Source organism: Trichocoleus sp. FACHB-262, from assembly GCF_014696035.1.
In the GTDB taxonomy this organism is placed as follows: domain Bacteria; phylum Cyanobacteriota; class Cyanobacteriia; order FACHB-46; family FACHB-46; genus Trichocoleus.
The window spans coordinates 204,201-221,599 of record NZ_JACJPK010000097.1 but is presented as its reverse complement, the minus strand read 5'-3'; the positions used below and the strand labels follow the sequence as shown (position 1 = coordinate 221,599).

Here is a 17,399-nt window from a genome sequence, read left to right as displayed (position 1 = left end):
TGCTAACTTGTCCGCATCATTCCAAACCTTAAGGCTCTAAAGGAAGAAGAAGTAAATACCTATAGGTGGATCTGACTCAAGATTACTCGCAGGCGATCGTAATCATCTTTGAGTAAGACACTCAAAGTGCGTCCCGCGTTCACTAGCCAAGTGCGATCGGCTTGGCGTAATTGATGAATCTCTCGAATGGCCGCCGCAGTTAACGCATCGACTGGAGCTCCATTCACTTGTAGCAAAGCTCGCAAAAAATCTAGCTTTTCACTAAAGTGCAGCACTTCCTCTGATTCACAAACATATACTGCTTGGTGAATTTGTGGCGGTCGAGGCGGCAAGTGCTGATAAATCGTTTCACTCAGGCGTTGTGTCCCAGCTACTCCAGTTTCGCAGGGCCGAAATCCAACGATCGCAGCCCGAAACTCTGTCTTCAGCATGGCAAAAATCTGGGGTTGCTGCTCGCGTAAATCTTGCAACGACAACCCTAAAGCCCGCGCCCGATGCACTGAATCGATCGGGCTCGTTGTGGCATGATACACCACAGCATAAACGTGATTCCCCGATTCTTCATCAATAGAGCGTACCCAACTGCCAAAAGGCGGCATGACCGGAAAACTTAAGTCTTCCGGTTCCAAGCACTGCGCCAAAAACTCCGTCGTCGCCGTCTCAATCACTTCAGCAATGTGATTCGGTGGACGATTTTGGTGAGCAAATTGGGGTAGGGGCAACCGCATAAGTGCTACTTCGCTTTCTTGCGGCCCGCAGTTGCGTCTACCAACTCTAACTGCGATAAACGAAACGTAACCAACTTGTCCCAGTTACCTCCTTCAAACAAGACGGCTGCCTTGCCATCGGTTACACGCTGCACAAGACCTTGGAAGCCGTAGTAAATATCAGAGGTGCTGGTCACACGAACTGCTGAGCCAGGCAAAATCATAGTGTTCAGTGAATAGGTGTTCAGTGAATAGGATGGAGTGACTGGAGTCGCTTCTCTTCTAAATAGCTTACTAGTATTTCACCGTGTTAGTTTTGGTTGTTGGTTAGGCGAGGCCCACTCAACAAATCCAATTGAGTAAAGTACTAGCAGCTAACCTAATTCTGCCGCTCTAGAACTTTAGCCTTTGGCGGTAATTTGCCACCGATTGCACCAAGCCGATCGCGACGAAGTTGGTTAAGAGTGCCGATCGCCCATAACTCATCCAAGGCAGGGGAATTCCGGTTACGGGAGCCAAGCCAATGGTCATCCCGACGTTCACAACAACCTGGAACACTAGCATAGAAAACACACCCACTGCTAGCAACGAGCCGAAGTTGTCCTTGGCATTCTGCGCCACCATAATCAGCCGCAGGCAGACCAACCAAAAAGCGAGCAACACCAGAAAAGAACCAATAAAACCAAGTTCCTCGCCAATCGCAGAAAAGATAAAGTCGGTATGTTGCTCCGGAATGAAGTTGAGCTGCGTCTGAGTGCCTTTCATAAACCCTCGGCCCCACCACTCGCCCGCTCCGATCGCAATTCGAGATTGAATCAAGTGATAGCCGCCGCCCAAGGGGTCTTTGTCTGGATCTAAGAACAAAATTAGGCGGTCTTTCTGGTAATCCTTGAGCAGTCCCCAGAGAACATGCCCTAGCGCTCCAGAGATCAGGTTGACAGCCACTGCTCCTAGCGCTCCGAGCCTAGGCCAAGGTAAGGTCATCCAGGCGATCGCCCCCATCGCCACCACCCAGATAAGCTCCAAACCCAGCAACCAACTAGAGAAAAAGACATTAAATAGGATGGCTGAAACAATTGGAGAAATCAGTAGCACCAGCCAACCAGGATTGGCGTTTCCCCAATAGAGCATACCAATGGTAATTGCCCCAAAGACCAGCGACGTACCCAAATCTGGCTGCAAAAAGACTAAGCCCCAAGGCAGCGCCGTCACTGCTAAAGTCTGAATCGCCGCAGTCAGGGTGGAAGCAGTCCGCCCGTGCAACATGGCCGCCAAGGTAATAATCATGCCTAACTTGGCAAACTCAGACGGCTGAATGTTAAAACCAGCAATCGTAATCCAGCGCTGGGCTCCCAGAGCCGTGGTGCCGATAAACATAACGGCTAGCAGAGATGCATTGGTGATGCCGTAAATCACCCAACGCCACTGCAACAAGTTTTCGTAGCGGCACCTAGAGATTATTAATGCCAGCACTAACCCAATGCCGCCGATCAGCCAGTGTTGCCACCAGTCTGTCCAGCCTTGATTCAACTCGGTACTATAAATCATCACGCCACCGAGGAACGTGAGACCAATAGGGAGAAAAAACAACCAGCCGTCAGTCTCTTGCCAAGGTTGAATTAAAGATTTCCAGCGAATCCGGGCTAGCGATTTCTGCAACATGTTCTAGCAAATGGTCAAGTTTAAGTCGAAGGCTGTTAGGGAGGTAACTGGGTTGTTCCAATCACCATAAACATCTATTACGCTGATGCCAGCGCGGCGACAGAAACTTTTGCCGCAATTTGTTGAGCAATTGCCTTTAAAGCTTTGGCTGAGGCTGAATCAGGATCACCAACTGTAATCGGTAGGCCGCGATCGCCTCCTTGTCGGAGCGGAATTTCTAGCGGCACGCATCCTAGCAAAGGTACACCCAGCTCCTGAGCCGCCTTCGCTCCACCTTCTGAACCAAAAATGTCATATTGGCGATCGGGCATGTCAGGAGGAATAAAGTAGCTCATGTTCTCTACAATGCCCAAGACAGGCACTCCCATCTGCTGGAACATCTTTAAGCCTCGGCGGGAGTCTAATAGCGCGACCGTTTGCGGGGTAGTGACAATCACCGCGCCAGCCATCGGTACCGCTTGCGCCAGCGTCAGTTGAGCATCCCCCGTCCCAGGTGGCATATCCACAATCAGGTAGTCTAGGTCGCCCCACTGCGTCTGATAGAGAAACTGCCGAATGATGCCATTCAGCATTGGTCCCCGCCAGATTACAGGCTGGTCAGGGTCAATCAAAAAGCCCATTGAAACCAGCTTAACGCCGTGGTTAAAGGCAGGCTCCAGAATATCTCCTTGAGGGCCTTTAGAAACCATCACTTGGGCATCAGCTAGACCTAGCATCGTCGGAGCGTTGGGACCATAAATATCTGCATCGATCAGTCCTACTTTGGCTCCCGCTTGGGCCAGGGCTACTGCCACGTTCACAGCCACGGTGCTTTTGCCAACACCACCCTTACCGCTAGAAATCGCAACAATATTTTTTACGCCCTCAATGCCAGTGCGATCGGGCAAAGCCTTCTGGTGGGGGGTTTCGGCAGTTACCTCGACCTCAACTCGTTCAACTCCAGGTAGAGTTTTGACTGCTCTCTGACAATCTTCCACAATAAATTCGCGCAAAGGGCAAGCAGGTGTTGTGAGCACCAAGGTAAAGCTAACTGTGCCATCTGCGATCGCGACGTTGCGAATCATATTCAATTCCACCAAACTCTTGCGAAGTTCGGGGTCTTGAACGGGGCGTAGAACTTCTAGAACTGAATCAGCATTAAGCATACGAGATTATAAATTCTCCACCCTAACTGCAACGGGAGGATATAAGGTAAGTGGCTTTGTCCTCTAGTGCAATCTTACCGTTACCGAGGGTGGATTCGTGTCTGTAGGCGATCGCGACTGCCGAATCGCCTATCAAAAATCAAAACAACTATTTCCGGGCGATCGTGTCCTGGCATCAACTGGTACTGTGGACAGGGCTGCCTGCTCTGCCGCTTGCACTAATTTTGTTGCCACCCTAGCTGCGTAAGGTTGGGTCAAAGACCAAATTAAAGGGGAAAGCCAACCGCGCAACGTCACTGAATAAGATACGCGAGTTCCACAAACCGTTGATTCAACCTGGTAGGTAACACGTTCTTCCACCCCAGGAATTGCTAAAATTCGGACGCTGAGTAATTCTCCTGGATTCACCCGCTCCACAAAAATCCGAACTGGAATCGGGCTCAAGCGCGTCACGGCTCGATAAATTAGCCCTGGTTTCACGACCAAGCCATGCGGGACATCAGTGCTAGCCAGTAAAGGATGCCAAGACACATCGGTGAGGTCACCAATCTTGCACCATAAGTCTTCTACAGAAGCCGTACTAAGCGCTTGATAAGTTCTCACCAAAGAATACTGAAACCTGATTCGATGACGCCGAAGTCGCAGTTTAGTTAAAATTTTTGCCATTTTCGTTCCCGCATCGAGTCACTTCAACAGGTTGGGATAGCGCGATCGCTGCCTAGCTCGATCCTAACAATTGCGATCGCTCATCTCGGATCAGCCATCCTAGCGATTGTCACAATCAGGTGCGATCGCACTAAAGATAGATCAACGACGCCACACATTTTGTGTGTTATTAAGCCATTTAAACTGAGCTCTAGCAGGCAAAATCAACGACCTTCGCGCCCCCACATTAATCCAACCGCAGAAAATAAGTTTCAGGGTAATCCAGGGAAAAGTTAGACTGCTAGATAATGTTGTAAAAACGTATCAAGTTCGCCAATTTTGTGCGGCTATCTGTTAAGCTTTTTGCGATTCTCTCGATAAAACTCTATAGAAGTTTACGCACTGGAAGACCTTGAAACTCGGTCTTGATGCATTTCACTCAGCCTAACTAAGCCCAGCTAAACTTCGGGCTTGCGATCATTTTTTAACTTCTGTTGAGATTCCAGCACGCCAGCCAAAATTTTTAACGGTATTGCACTGAAGGTTATGACTACTTCTTCCACTCCTGAGGCAACTGCATCTAAACTGACCCTTCCTACTGACTCACGGCAGCAGGTCAGCCAATTCTTGAAAGACCTGCAAGATCAAATTTGCCAAGGTTTGGAACAGCTAGACGGGCAAGCAACGTTTCAGGAAGATGCCTGGGAACGGCCCGAAGGCGGTGGCGGGCGATCGCGGGTGATGCGAGAAGGCAGAGTGTTTGAGCAGGGAGGCGTAAACTTTTCTGAAGTTTGGGGTACTCATCTCCCTCCCTCCGTGCTGGTTCAACGACCAGAAGCGGCGGGTCACAAGTTTTATGCCACAGGCACTTCCATGGTGCTGCACCCCCGAAATCCCTACATCCCCACGGTGCATCTCAACTACCGTTATTTTGAAGCGGGTCCCGTTTGGTGGTTCGGTGGTGGCATTGACCTAACCCCTTACTATCCTTTTGCTGAAGATGTGGTGCATTTTCACCAAACTCTGAAGCAAGCTTGTGATGCTCACCATCCTGAGTACTACCCCACCTTTAAGCTGTGGTGCGACGAATACTTCTACTTAAATCATCGCCAAGAAACGCGAGGAGTTGGCGGCATCTTCTTCGACTATCAAGATGGACTCACTAATCACTTGTATCGCGGTCCAGCGGCAGACGGCCCAGCGGCACTCCATAGCAATCAAGTAGGTCAGATCGGTAGCCGTAGCTGGGAGGAAATTTTTAGCTTCATTCAGTCCTGCGGTCAGGCTTTCTTGCCCGCCTATGTGCCCATTGCAGAGCGCAGACAAGGGACTGAGTATGGCGATCGCGAACGGAATTTCCAGCTTTATCGTCGGGGTCGTTACGTCGAGTTCAACTTAGTCTACGACCGAGGCACCATTTTTGGTCTACAAACCAATGGCCGCACCGAATCGATTTTGATGTCTCTCCCGCCCCTCGTACGTTGGGAGTATGGTTACGAACCAGAACCCAACACCCCTGAAGCCGAGCTGTACCAAACCTTTCTTAAGCCGCAAGACTGGGTTAACTGGTTTTCTCCCGCCTCTGAGAGCTGAGGTAAACTACGGGAGGTAGGGCTGCGATCGCCAGAAATTTTTCTGCCCGATCTGTTATAAACCTCTGCCACCTGCCAACTATAGATAAGGCGCAACTCGTGTCTAACTCGGGGAGTCTACAGGCTTAACAATGGCTGGTACCCACTAATCTACGGATCAGTAGCTCAATTTTTATTTAAGTTGCGGCTGCTCCTGATCCTTTCAGTTATTGCCAGCACCAGTTCATTTCCCAAATACCCATTATTGCTAGGGGAGGATCAGCGATCCCAATGGAGCAGAGAACTTACACAACCCAAGACGGTACTACAGTCATTGTCTTAACCCCCACCGGACGCTTAGACATTACAACCGCCTGGCAGTTTCGCTTAAAGTTACAGGAATGTATTTCTAAATTGAGCCGCCATGTAGTGGTGAACTTAGGCCAGGTCAATTTTATTGACAGTTCTGGTCTCACCTCTCTGGTTGCAGGGATGCGCGATGCGGAAAAAGTCAAAGGCAGCTTCCGTATTTGTAACGTCCATCCAGAAGCCAAGCTAGTCTTTGAAGTCACCATGATGGACTCAGTTTTTGAAATTTTTGAAACTGAGGAAGAAGCTTTAGAAGGCGTACCTAGAGGTATTGCTAGCTAAATATATTGATTTAATCGAACCTTGCCGTGACCGCAGATGCACAAATCAAGTTGCCTCAGCGATCGCTTGGTCGTGGTGCTCAAATTCACCACCAAGGTAGTAGGCTAAGGCCACTCATTCAGGTGAAAATTTCAGAGTAGGCGAGTCTCTGCAATCTCAAATTGTAGAATACAGAGACAGCCATCCTTGATTGGCGTGCTGTTGCCTTGGCAAACCTCCCGCCAAGCGAGACAATGAAGTTACTGATCCCCTGAATGCTTCCTGTGAATAACGTTCGCACCGTCTCCGATACTAAGCGCAACTTCTATACGGTTCATACCCGTCCCATCAACTCGATCTATCGACGAGTGGTGGAAGAGTTGATGGTAGAAATGCACTTGCTTTCGGTCAATGTTGACTTTCACTACGACCCAATTTACGCGTTGGGGGTTGTGTCTTCCTTTGACCGTTTTATGCAAGGCTATCGTCCTGAGCAAGATAAAGTCTCAATTTTCAATGCCCTTTGTCAAGCTTTAGGAGCCGACCCTCAAAAGTATCGTCAAGATGCTGAACAATTAAAAACCTTAGCGACTCAGGTATCGGCCCAAGAGTTGATTTCCCCAACTGGGCAACTTAGCAGCCTAGAGGGTGGTCAAGCGCTCCAAGAGACCCTGCAAGCGATCGCTGCCAGTTCTAAGTTCAAATATAGTCGCTTGTTTGCCATTGGCTTATTCACGATTCTGGAGTTGGCTGACCCAGAAATGGTGAAGGATGAAAAGCAGCGCACTGAGTTCCTGAAGCAAGTAGGAGCCACACTGCACTTGCCAGAGGATAAAGTGCAAAAAGATCTGGAACTATACCGCAGCAATTTGGAGAAAATGGCTCAGGCGCAAGCAGCGATGGAAGATATCCTCAACGCCGATCGCAAGCAACGTGAGCAAAGAGCACAGGCCAAGAGTGAAGCAGCCATTGCTGATGCTCCTAGAGACGAAGCTCCCTCCGCTTAAGGCAACCTCAACTAACCCTCAGCTAGCTTGTTCGATTGGTGAAGCAGGCTAGCTAACGACTAGTCCAGCAACTAGCTGGTGACAGAGTGAGTTCAGTTCCCGCTCATTGTTGTGAATCGTGTTTTGAGCAATTCGCTTGAGGAAAGCAACATTTTCGGGGCTGGCATTATCGATGTGGTTACCGCGATCGAGCTTACCGAGAGCATGGAGTGAAGCCTGAAAACGGTAGTAGCGCGGTGGGTTTTCCTCGTTAGCTAGCAACTCTTGTAATTGATAGTCTACGGTGTCACTGACGCCATCTGAAACAATATTAAAAATAGGGCGTGCCCACTCCAGTAAGCCCCAATTTTTGATCTGAGCATAGTTGAAACTAGTGGTTAGTTCACCTGTGCCGAGTGAAACCACCAAAAAATCATGGGCTTCTGGGTGATTTTTTCTGGCTTCCACGTAAGCACACATGGCGGGATTGTTAGCAAACACGCCACCATCAATAAAGGTGGAGGGCACCAAACCCTGATTCGATTTAGCTTGTAGCGGCTCAAAGTAAGTTGGGGCCGCAGAGGTGGCGCGAGCAACAGTTGCCATAGGAAAATTGCGATCGCTATCTGCCTTCGCTTTGCGACTTTTGAAAAAATAAGGACGCCGCAACTCAGTATCGTAGCTAGGCACCAAAACAGTCTTTAGCGCTTGGCTCAGCATGGTGTCGCCAAAGTACTGCCTGAGGACGGCTTCAATACCGATTGCTGGATATTTTTGATTGACTAAGCCGCGTATTTTACTCAGCGAAGACTTGGGGAAAATCCGTGCTCCTTCAGCTTCGTATAAATGTACGAGATTAGCTGCCGAATAGGCAGGTTTGCCGCTAGCGTTGGGCTTAGTTAAACCTAAAGCTAGGATGCCACCGGTTGAGGTTCCAGCAATGACATCGAATAATTCAGCGATCGCTTGGCCTGTGCGTTTCTCAATTTCGGCTAGGAGCATCGCCGGAATCACACCCCGGATGCCACCACCATCAATCGCTAAAACTTTAATCAGGCGAGACATAGAGTTTCCCTAGAAATAACTAGTGCGAACAAGTGCAACACTTTACACCCATGAATTTATAAAACTACTGGGTCTACCTACTGTTGTATCTAGAGAACTTACGGAACCGCGATCGCGATTCGCCAAGTTTTTAGTCAACAGTAACTAGACCCAGTTAATAATTACTCGTTACCAACCCCAAGGGGCTGGCTGTAAAGATTAGCGTCGGCCGCGCACAGGTACCTTGTTCAGGTAGTCAATGTCAAAGGCAGAAATCCGCTGTGCATAATTCCCTTTGGGTGCGATCGCAGCTGCAACATCCCGGAAGCGACGAGGATCGCCTTCAGGCAACTGCCGATCTTGGAACTTGCGAGTGTAGAATTTCTCCAAGGTGATGCGCCAGTCGGTGGTAGCAGTTCCAGCCACTTCCTGATAGTCTTCGCCGTAGCGAGGCAGGAAGGTAAAGGGCCGATTCTGCATCCGCTTCCGCTGATAAGGGACAGTGCTGTCCCCAAAGTTTTGGGTGTACTCTTCACTGTCAACCAGCGCATCAACGAAGCCGTGGAAGCCTAGAGTACCAATCTTGATCGACCAAGCGATCTTTTCATCTTGGTTGTAAGGTTCACGACCTAGCAAGCGCTTTAAGCAAACTTCTACCAAGCGGTAATTATCATTCACGCCTACCACCAAGGTGTAGAAGCGCTCTGATTTTGCCAATTCCCGGATGAAGTCACGAACCGTAATGGAGCCGTTTGCCAAGCGAGTTTCTAGAGTCACTTGACGGTTAAATCTCAGAACTAACTGTTCGTTAAAGACTTGACGATAAGCTGCCCAAATCAACTGGCGCAGTTCTTCGGGAGAGCTGACGTTCTCCGTCCGATAGATGTAAGGGGTGTCCTCGTTTTGGTCAGAAATACCAAAGCTACGAACCCGGTGATTTGGGGCAGTTGGTTTGTATGCAAGTAACGGCAATGCCATGCCAGAATCTCCCTTATGAAAATAGTTAAAAACTTACAATGCCTAGAGCGTGCAAACTGGATCACCCGCAAACTGCGTCGCCAAAGGAATTTGACAATTCCACGCCTCTCTTGGATTGTACGCTTTTAGCGGATCGGAAAACCAGCGGATGTATTGATTGAAGCGAGGGTGCCTGTGGGCTGCGCGTCGCGAGTGGTATTCGGAATCTGGATGTTAGCGGTTTTGACAGTCACAAACTTGGCTTGAGGCAGCTTGAGCGATCGCGCCATCTCCAAGAAGTTATTCACATCGCCCCACTTGTAGCGATCGCCTTCTTCCTTATCGCGCCAGTAGCTGTTGTAGCGTGGCGTGACTAAATTGAACGGGCGATCTTTATAGCGACGGCGCTGATAAGGCACCGTGTTGTCGCCAAAGTTTTGGCTGTATTCTTCGCCATCTAGCAAAGCATCCACAAAGCCGCTCAAGCCTTGGGTCGCAATTTTGATTGACCAAGCGATTTCTTCGTCTTTGTTGTAGGGAGCACGGCCCAACAAGCGCTTGAGAGTTAACTCCACCACGCGATAGTTGGAATTAGTTTCTACAACTAGCCGCCAATACACATCGGACTTAGCCAAGCCCCGAATGAAATCGCGGACTGTAATCGCCCGATTTTTCAATTGAGACTCTAAAGCCGTTTGGCGGTGGTTGCGGAGGGTTTCGTGCTCACTAAACACCTGACGATAAGCAGCCCAAATGATTGCTTGAATATCATCACTGGCGCTACCACTATCTAGCTTGTAGATATCGGAATTATCTTCGTTGGGCACTTCATAACCAGCAACGCGCTGATTTTGTGAAGAGGGTTTGTACTCTAGTAGAGGAATTGCCATCAGTAAACTCCTGAATAGTCCTGTAAGCGATCGCCCCGATTCATCAGTTTGAAACGTGGACTGAGTTAGACCTTGGGTTGAGTCGGAATGTAACGATAGGGCAGTGCTACATTCGTCCGCTTCACAGTGGGGGGTGGTGGCACATCATGGGTAGAAGCAGTCTGACCGGAGGTATAGGCCGCTGCGACACCCCGAGCCTGGTCAGTTGTCCGCTGATAGTTTACTTGAGGCACCAAGATACCTTGAGCCATATTCAAGAAGCTTGCCGGAATCCCTCTGCGAATGACTTGCATATCGCGATCGCCCGCTTGGTACTGCCGACCTTGAGCAAAGGCACTGCCGCTACCTGAAGTAGCCTTCTGAATCCGCCAGTAGTCGCTGTAACGAGGAGTCACTAAGTTGAAGGGTCTACCCTCCATGCGTCGCCGTTGGTAGGGCACGATGGAGTCACCAAAGTTTTGCTGATATTCATCGCTATCTACGACAGCATCAATGAAGCCGTGCAAACCTCGTGTGGCAATCACAATTGACCAAGCAATTTGCTCATCTTTGCCGTAGGTAGCCCGCCCTAAGAAGCGCTTGAAGGTAATATCAACCAAGCGATAGTTCGAGTTGGTGTCGGCAACTTCGCGACGGTAGACATCCGACTTTCCAAGGGCGCGGATGAACTCCCGCACAGAAAGCTGACGGTTGCGTAGTTGCGACTCTAAGGCCAGTTGACGATACTCTTCTAGAATTAAGTGCTCACTGAAGATTTGGCGATAGGACGCCCAAATCAACTCTTGCACATCAGACTGGGAAGCAGGTTCCCTAAAGCGGTAAGGCTGAGGAGCATCTTCATTGGGCACCTCGAAACCAGGAACCCGTTGATTCTGGGTTTTGGGTGCAACTTCAAGGAGGGGAATAGACATAGGTAACGTTTACCACTGTATCGAGGAACAGGTATCGAGTAACAAAAAATGACAGCCGATCGCTAGCCGATCGCTGCCAACTGATTGCTCAATGCGTTTAGCTGTTGCTGAGCCATTTCAGCTCTAGCACGCACAGCTAAGTCGGCATCGGTTTGAGCAATGTGATTGAACTGGGCTAAGATTCGTGCAGCCAGCTCCACTTCAGTTGCCTCTCCGGAGGAGGCTAAAGCTTGGAGACCCACTACCGCTGCATAACGAATGTCCCAATCTGGATGCTGGGCTAAGGCCAACAGTGACTGCAATGCTCGCTCTTGAGCTGCTTGGCGTTGTTCATCTGGAAGTTGAGACCAGTGAAGTTGCCCAATCCCCTTAGTCGCTGCCCGACGTACACTCGGAGCAAAGTCAGTTTCTGCGGCATTAATGAGAACGTCTAAAGCTTGAGGGTCGGCGATCGCGGCTAAAGCTCTAAATGAGTAAGCCCTAGCGCCATAGTTGTAATCATCTAACCGCTCAATTAAAGGTTGAACTGCTGCTTCTCCCAACTCAACCAATCCTTGCACTGCAATCACAGCTGCTTCTGGGTTGTTGTAGCCCAGCGCTGAAATAAGTGTGGGAATGCCTGCCTCTAGACGAGCTTCTGCCAAAGCTTGAACTGCCGCCACTAAACTAGCGGGAGTAGCCGCTTGTTCGATAGCAGAAATCAGATCAGAAGCACAAGCAGAATGGGTCATAGCTGTATCAAGTTCAAGAAGATGGGCAATAGATTTTGAGGAAATTCAATGAACTGAGTGCTGATGACCTCAAAATCCGTAACTGCCTACAGCAATGAGTCCAGCAAATTCATGACTCGCTCAGTAGACGGTGAAACCAAGACAGCCTCTGGCTGTTGCTTAAGATGGTTTTCTAGCAGGCTTTTGAGGGCCATTACTTTAAAGCTATTTTCGACAGAAGCTTGAGCGATCGCTTCGGCTCCTGACAAATAACCACTCGCGCCAATATCTAGCAAAATCATGCGACGCATTTTCAGATCGCTATGGGCTAACTCTTGAACCAACCGTTCTCCATAAACCGGATCTTGAGTTAGCACATATAAAGCCCGCGCTGCTCCATGCCGCACCCGATCCAACGAATGCTGGAGAAAGGGTTCGATCAGCGGCACCGCCTCTGTCACCTTTAAGGCTTCTAAGGTTTCCATTGCTGCCTCAGCGGGTTGCGTCAGGTGAGGTCGCCCTGGAAATAGCTGCACCGCTGCCACACCGCCTTCTAGCCAAGACATCAAAACCGGGATGCAGGTGCGATCGCCCAACATGCCTAAAGACTGAGCCGCAGCCTCACGGACATAATAGTCAGAACAGTCCAAACAACGCAGCAATCCCGGCACAGCCCGGTCGTCTGCCAGCTTCCCCAATGCCCGAACTGCATTTCGCCGCAGTGGATAGCCTCCTAGCTCAGTGCGATCGGCTTCATCCTCTAGGACGGCAATCAGAGCTTCCACTACTCCAGGTTCGCTTTTGGCAAACTTTCCCAGCCACCAAGCAGCATAATAACGGAGACTCAAGTCCTCATGAGTTAAGTTAGCGATCGCTTGCTCAACAGTTAAAGCTTCGCCAGAAGACTCAGTGGGTTGTGACTCTGATTCAAAAGACTGCTGTAGGCTGGTTTCCGACATGAATCTAACAGGTTCAGCACAGGAACAGGAAACAGACAATGGCACCCAAGTTAACCTTTGGCAACGGGTGCGGCTGTCACGTTATCAGCTTCTGCGGTCGCCTCAATATTCTGATGTGCCGCCGTCGCCTCTGCTTTTGCTTGAGGATGATCAGCGTTCAGAGGTTCAATGCTGACAATCTTGCCGCCCAAACGATTAATCCGCTGCATCTCTTCACTCATGCGACCGTAGGGTACAGTGACGTAAGTACTGCCACTACGGCGAATCGGATAGCTGAGCTTATTAGAGCGATAGGTTTGACGCAAACCCCGCACTTCAACCCGAAACATGCGGCTAGCAGAATCGTCCACCGAGGTATTGCTTCCTAAGGAACTTTGACCAAACATAATTGCAACAACTCCCTCATCAAAACTTAGAAGATTAGCTCTGGGACGAAATCAATCCAGTGTGAATCGAACCAGTGTGAATCGAATGGGAGCAAAAAGCTTCACTCCCTGGTGCCATAGGCACTAACTAAGCAGAGACCGAGGTGATGTTGACAATCTTGCCGCCCAAACGGCTAATCCGCTGCATTTCTTCATTCATGCGACCGTAGGGCACAGTGACATACGTGCTACCACTGCGACGAATCGAGTAGTTGAGCTTGTCAGCTTCTTCGTTTTGACGCAAGCCTTGAACTTCGAAGCGAAACATGCGGCTAGCGGAATCGCTTAAAGAAGCTTTTCCTAAAGCAGTTTGACCAAACATCGTTACAATAGCTCCTATGAAGTTGAACTAGATGATTGCAGGCAGTAATGGCAAGCTCATTAAATTGATGCCTGCCATTACCGTCTTTTCTTAAAGACTTAATTCAGTAAGATGCGATCAGCAGCCTTAAGCAGGCGTAACGCTGACAATTGTGCCGCCCATGCGATGAATCTGCTGCATCTTCGGGAGCATTTGCTCGTAGGGAATGAGATAAGCAACACTGCTGCGACGAACTTTGGGATATCCAGGGTTGCGAATTCCTGTCACCTCTAGACGATAAATCCGTCCGCCTTCGCCCCAAGAGCCACCCAATGCTTTGTTGGGAGTGTCATCACCAACGCTGCTATGGAAGCCACGGCTACCTTCACCCGTAGGCTTCACGATGCTAGAAGCGCGGTTCTGAGCCAACTCGCGGAACACGTGAGGAGCTTTACCTGCAACTTGAGCGCGATCGCTATTGGCATAACCCCGGTAAAGGCGGAACATGCGGGTAAAGCCCGTGGTTCTAACACCAGGATCAACCGAAAAGCCACGGTAGTAAGGAACTACGTTGTTGCCAAAATTATCTTCGTATTCAGCGCTGTCGATGTAAGAGTCGATTTCAGCGTCGTAACCTTTTTCGTTGTAAAGGTTAAGGTGAAAATTGATTTCGTCTTCTGAATAGGGAGCACGACCGAGCAAGTGCTTGTAATTCAGTTCAATAAAGCGCGTGTTGGAATTAGGAAAAAGAAATTTGTTTTTATAAAGGTCGGACTTCGCGATTGCCCGGACAAACTCCCGCACCGTGATGTTGCCTTGGCGGAGTTGAGACTCGCTATTACTGAGGCGCTCAGACTTCATCACGTAGTCATTGCCTAAAACTTGGCGATAGGCAACCCGGATTACGGCCCGAAGATCATCTTCTGACCAGTCTGGACGCAATTCTACTCTGGTCGCATCAAAAGCAGAAACACCGAGCTTCCCTGCTGCCGCCAAATTGGACGCTGCTAAACCGCTCATGCATGCCCTCCCAACACAAAAGATTTTCGAAGATTCTTATATTCAGATTGAGAAAAACAATGCCCGGGAAGATAAACAACTGCTAACACTCGCCAGCACTTGCATATCTTTCCGGGCCATGCGTTCAATTAGCTTAGAGCGTTGATCGCGTAGTCGATGTAAGCGTTAGCTTCTACAGCAGCTTGTCCGGTGATACCGTGGTTAGCTTTGATGTGCTTCAGAGCTTCAACGTACCAGCTGTTGGAGAGGTCGAAGGTCCGGTGCATTTCATCTAGACCAGCGAGGAGGTACTCATCCAAAGGACCTGTGCCACCAGCTACCAAGCTGTAAGTGATGATGCGCACGTAGTAACCGATATCACGAGCACACTTGGACTTACCACGAGCATCAGAAGCCATGTTGTTGCCAGCTTGCTGAGTGGTGTAAGGGAATTTCTGGTAAACAGCATTAGCTGCACCATCAACCAACTTTTGAGCATTGCTGGTCAAAGCACGAGCAGCTTCCATAGCAGCAGCGGCACGCTCATAGCGACCATAAACTTGGTGCATCTCAGCATTGCTGAGGAAACGGCCTTGAGTATCTGCTGCGGCGATCGCTTCGGTAATGGGGGTCTTCATAGTTACGGTATCTCCCTAAATATCCTGTTCTGCAAAGTTTTTGTAGAAACGTATTCCGTGACTTGGTTGAAACAGAGGCTTAATTAGCCAACTGCAGCAGCAGCGCGGTCGAAGTAGCTAGCGAGTTCGGAGACCAACGCACTGCAATCGCCCTTGGTGATACCGTTGGGGTCGTTAGCAACTGCGATCGCAGCATCTTTCATTTTTTGAACGCCAGAAGCCACAGAACCACCAGGTACACCTAGAGCTTGGTAGGTCTCGCGGAGGCCATTCAAGCAGCGATCGTCAAGAACACTGGAATCACCAGCGATGGTTGCGTAGGTTACATAACGCAAGATGATTTCCATGTCGCGGAGGCAAGCAGCCATCCGACGGTTGGTGTATGCGTTACCGCCGGGTTGGATCAACTGAGGCTGTTCTTCGAACAAAGCGCGAGCTGCATTAGCAACAATGGTAGAAGCGTTGCCAGTGATGCGGTTAACAACATCCAGGCGCTTGTTGCCTTCCTTAACCATGTTGGTCAAAGCATCGAGCTGAGAGGTGCTGAGGAATTCACCCTTAGCATCAGCCTGAGAAACAACCTTGGCGAATGCATCTAACATGGACTTTTTCTCCTAATTTTGACTTGAGTTTGAATCTGGATTCAGAGCTGGGATGTTAGTTCAGCCACTTGAAGCTGCTCAGGTAGCCCAGAAAGGTTGCAACAGACATCAACCAAAACTATTTAGCTCTCCCACCCTCTAACTCGTTACCGACGGTAAAAGTAAAGGCAATTTAAGAAATCTGAGAAAATTTCATATTTGTATGAGAGAACTCAAAACTCAATAACTCGGCGCTTTGGTCAACTTTTGCCTGTTGTTTATACCCTTCAGGTTATTTTTATACACCGCGGTAAAGGCTTTATTTATTACAAGTTATTAAAACCAGCAAATCTATGCGAACGATTAATTCAAATCCTTATCAATCAAAGGCTTCAGCCGACCATTAACCAGAAAATTCAAAACATTTCGTTACATTTTTGTAGGGTATTTATACTTAGTCACTACCAATTAATAGTTTTATAGATTCTTAATAAAACCTCAAAACCAGATATAGCAAAGGATCTAAATTTCGAGTTGTTTCTCGCAAACTCGGCTCTTGTGTAGATATGTGTAACGCAAATTTTCGACTAAATCTTTAAGTTTGGTAAAGCAATTCGTTTCTTTAAGACTTCTAAGAGCGTCTTAAAAACAGGCGGAGGAGGGGCTGTCGCTTCGATCCAGTCATTTGAGACAGGGTGTTGCAATCGGAGTTTCCAGGCATGTAGTGCTTGACCTGGCAGGTTTACACCGATAGGGCGCTGGGAACTGTAAACCGGATCTCCGACGATGGGATGACCTATATGGCCACTGTGAACCCGAATTTGATGAGTGCGGCCCGTTTCTAGCTGAAAGTGGATCAGCGTGTAGTTCCCCAAGCGCTCTAATACTCGCCAATGGGTCACAGCTCGGCGTCCTCCCTTTGCTTCCGCAACGATCGCCATTTTTTTACGGTCTACGGGATGCCGACCGATGGGCAGGTCAATGGTGCCACTTTCGGCGTTGGGGGAACCGTAAACCACAGCTAGATATTCCCGGCGAGCCGTTTTTGCTTTTAGTTGGGCTTGTAAATGGTGATGGGCTTGGTCAGTTTTAGCGATCGCGATCGCGCCACTGGTATCTTTGTCGAGACGATGGACAATTCCCGGTCGCTGCACGCCGCCAATTCCAGGCAGAGTATTTAATCCAGATAAAGTTTGACAGTGAGCCAACAGCGCGTGTACCAGCGTGCCCGAGTCATGTCCCGGTGCGGGATGGACCACTAGCCCAGCAGGCTTATTTACAATCAGTAGATGGTCGTCTTCGTAGAGAATATCCAGGGGAATGGCTTCAGGCTGCAACTCTAGTGGTTGCGCTTCAGGAATCTCGACCTGCACGCGATCGCCCATCTGCACCGTGGCTTTCTTGGAGGTGCAGACTTGACCATTCACCTGCACTTGGCCTTGCTCAATCAGCTTTTGCAACCGCGAACGAGACAAGTCAGGCAGTTGCTCCGATAGCCAGCGATCGAGCCGTTCCCCAGCCTGTTCAACCTGTAAATTAACTTCTGCAGCCAAAGTAACCAGCCCTCAAAACCGAATCATGGATGCGCTTCTTCCATTGTCGGTTGTGCAGCCGCTCCAAGACTATTTGCAGTCGCTA

At 49.3% G+C, this 17,399-nt stretch carries 20 protein-coding genes; 3 read left to right on the top strand and 17 right to left on the bottom strand.

Annotation, left to right across the window (positions count from 1 at the left end; genetic code table 11):
* Positions 1-59: 59 nt before the first annotated feature.
* The 5 genes from H6F68_RS23315 to H6F68_RS23295 all read right to left on the bottom strand — a co-directional run bounded on the left by H6F68_RS23315 (position 60) and on the right by H6F68_RS23295 (position 4,117).
* Positions 60-728, bottom strand: coding sequence for an HAS-barrel domain-containing protein (locus H6F68_RS23315; RefSeq protein ID WP_190562676.1), 669 nt, complete (start codon positions 726-728; stop codon positions 60-62).
* Positions 729-733: 5 nt separating this feature from the next.
* Entirely contained in the window at positions 734-931 is a 198-nt protein-coding gene (locus H6F68_RS23310) for an NAD(P)H dehydrogenase subunit NdhS (RefSeq protein WP_190438286.1), read from the bottom strand.
* Between the two features lie 169 nt (positions 932-1,100).
* A complete protein-coding gene (gene rodA, locus H6F68_RS23305) occupies positions 1,101-2,369 on the bottom strand; it encodes a rod shape-determining protein RodA (protein WP_190438274.1) in 1,269 nt (422 codons plus the stop codon).
* Between the two features lie 77 nt (positions 2,370-2,446).
* Positions 2,447-3,514 carry an Mrp/NBP35 family ATP-binding protein gene (locus H6F68_RS23300; RefSeq protein ID WP_190562674.1) on the bottom strand — a complete coding sequence of 356 codons (1,068 nt, stop codon included), beginning with the start codon at positions 3,512-3,514 and terminating at the stop codon, positions 2,447-2,449.
* 132 nt (positions 3,515-3,646) lie between these two features.
* Positions 3,647-4,117 carry an SRPBCC family protein gene (locus tag H6F68_RS23295; protein ID WP_313930222.1) on the bottom strand — a complete coding sequence of 157 codons (471 nt, stop codon included), beginning with the start codon at positions 4,115-4,117 and terminating at the stop codon, positions 3,647-3,649.
* 588 nt (positions 4,118-4,705) lie between these two features.
* Here H6F68_RS23295 and hemF point away from each other — a divergent pair.
* From hemF to psb29, 3 genes are all read left to right on the top strand, one after another.
* Complete coding sequence (hemF, locus tag H6F68_RS23290; protein WP_190438266.1) at positions 4,706-5,752, top strand: oxygen-dependent coproporphyrinogen oxidase; 1,047 nt, start codon at positions 4,706-4,708, stop codon at positions 5,750-5,752.
* A gap of 269 nt (positions 5,753-6,021) precedes the next feature.
* Positions 6,022-6,381, top strand: coding sequence for an STAS domain-containing protein (locus H6F68_RS23285; protein WP_190438263.1), 360 nt, complete (start codon positions 6,022-6,024; stop codon positions 6,379-6,381).
* A 263-nt stretch (positions 6,382-6,644) separates the two neighbouring features.
* Complete coding sequence (psb29, locus tag H6F68_RS23280; RefSeq protein WP_190555357.1) at positions 6,645-7,367, top strand: photosystem II biogenesis protein Psp29; 723 nt, start codon at positions 6,645-6,647, stop codon at positions 7,365-7,367.
* A gap of 48 nt (positions 7,368-7,415) precedes the next feature.
* Here psb29 and H6F68_RS23275 read toward each other — a convergent pair whose 3' ends face one another.
* The 12 genes from H6F68_RS23275 to H6F68_RS23220 all read right to left on the bottom strand — a co-directional run bounded on the left by H6F68_RS23275 (position 7,416) and on the right by H6F68_RS23220 (position 17,314).
* Positions 7,416-8,411, bottom strand: coding sequence for a CBASS cGAMP-activated phospholipase (locus H6F68_RS23275; protein ID WP_190562670.1), 996 nt, complete (start codon positions 8,409-8,411; stop codon positions 7,416-7,418).
* 198 nt (positions 8,412-8,609) lie between these two features.
* On the bottom strand, positions 8,610-9,368 hold the full coding sequence (locus H6F68_RS23270; protein WP_190438259.1) for a phycobilisome rod-core linker polypeptide: 759 nt from the start codon (positions 9,366-9,368) through the stop codon (positions 8,610-8,612).
* 125 nt (positions 9,369-9,493) lie between these two features.
* Positions 9,494-10,237, bottom strand: a complete 744-nt coding sequence (locus tag H6F68_RS23265) for a phycobilisome rod-core linker polypeptide (RefSeq protein WP_190562668.1) — start codon at positions 10,235-10,237, stop codon at positions 9,494-9,496.
* Between the two features lie 65 nt (positions 10,238-10,302).
* A complete protein-coding gene (locus H6F68_RS23260) occupies positions 10,303-11,148 on the bottom strand; it encodes a phycobilisome rod-core linker polypeptide (RefSeq protein WP_190562666.1) in 846 nt (281 codons plus the stop codon).
* Between the two features lie 62 nt (positions 11,149-11,210).
* On the bottom strand, positions 11,211-11,879 hold the full coding sequence (locus tag H6F68_RS23255) for a HEAT repeat domain-containing protein (RefSeq protein WP_190562664.1): 669 nt from the start codon (positions 11,877-11,879) through the stop codon (positions 11,211-11,213).
* Between the two features lie 86 nt (positions 11,880-11,965).
* Positions 11,966-12,817, bottom strand: a complete 852-nt coding sequence (locus H6F68_RS23250) for a HEAT repeat domain-containing protein (protein WP_190562662.1) — start codon at positions 12,815-12,817, stop codon at positions 11,966-11,968.
* A 50-nt stretch (positions 12,818-12,867) separates the two neighbouring features.
* Complete coding sequence (locus tag H6F68_RS23245; protein ID WP_190438245.1) at positions 12,868-13,203, bottom strand: phycobilisome linker polypeptide; 336 nt, start codon at positions 13,201-13,203, stop codon at positions 12,868-12,870.
* A gap of 127 nt (positions 13,204-13,330) precedes the next feature.
* Entirely contained in the window at positions 13,331-13,564 is a 234-nt protein-coding gene (locus H6F68_RS23240) for a phycobilisome linker polypeptide (protein WP_190438242.1), read from the bottom strand.
* A 126-nt stretch (positions 13,565-13,690) separates the two neighbouring features.
* Positions 13,691-14,563, bottom strand: a complete 873-nt coding sequence (locus H6F68_RS23235; RefSeq protein WP_190562660.1) for a phycobilisome linker polypeptide — start codon at positions 14,561-14,563, stop codon at positions 13,691-13,693.
* A gap of 128 nt (positions 14,564-14,691) precedes the next feature.
* Complete coding sequence (gene cpcA / locus H6F68_RS23230; RefSeq protein ID WP_190438238.1) at positions 14,692-15,180, bottom strand: phycocyanin subunit alpha; 489 nt, start codon at positions 15,178-15,180, stop codon at positions 14,692-14,694.
* A gap of 83 nt (positions 15,181-15,263) precedes the next feature.
* Positions 15,264-15,782: a phycocyanin subunit beta gene (locus H6F68_RS23225; RefSeq protein WP_190438236.1), complete on the bottom strand. Its 519-nt coding sequence runs from the start codon at positions 15,780-15,782 to the stop codon at positions 15,264-15,266.
* 566 nt (positions 15,783-16,348) lie between these two features.
* Complete coding sequence (locus H6F68_RS23220) at positions 16,349-17,314, bottom strand: RluA family pseudouridine synthase (protein ID WP_190562658.1); 966 nt, start codon at positions 17,312-17,314, stop codon at positions 16,349-16,351.
* Positions 17,315-17,399 lie beyond the last annotated feature (85 nt).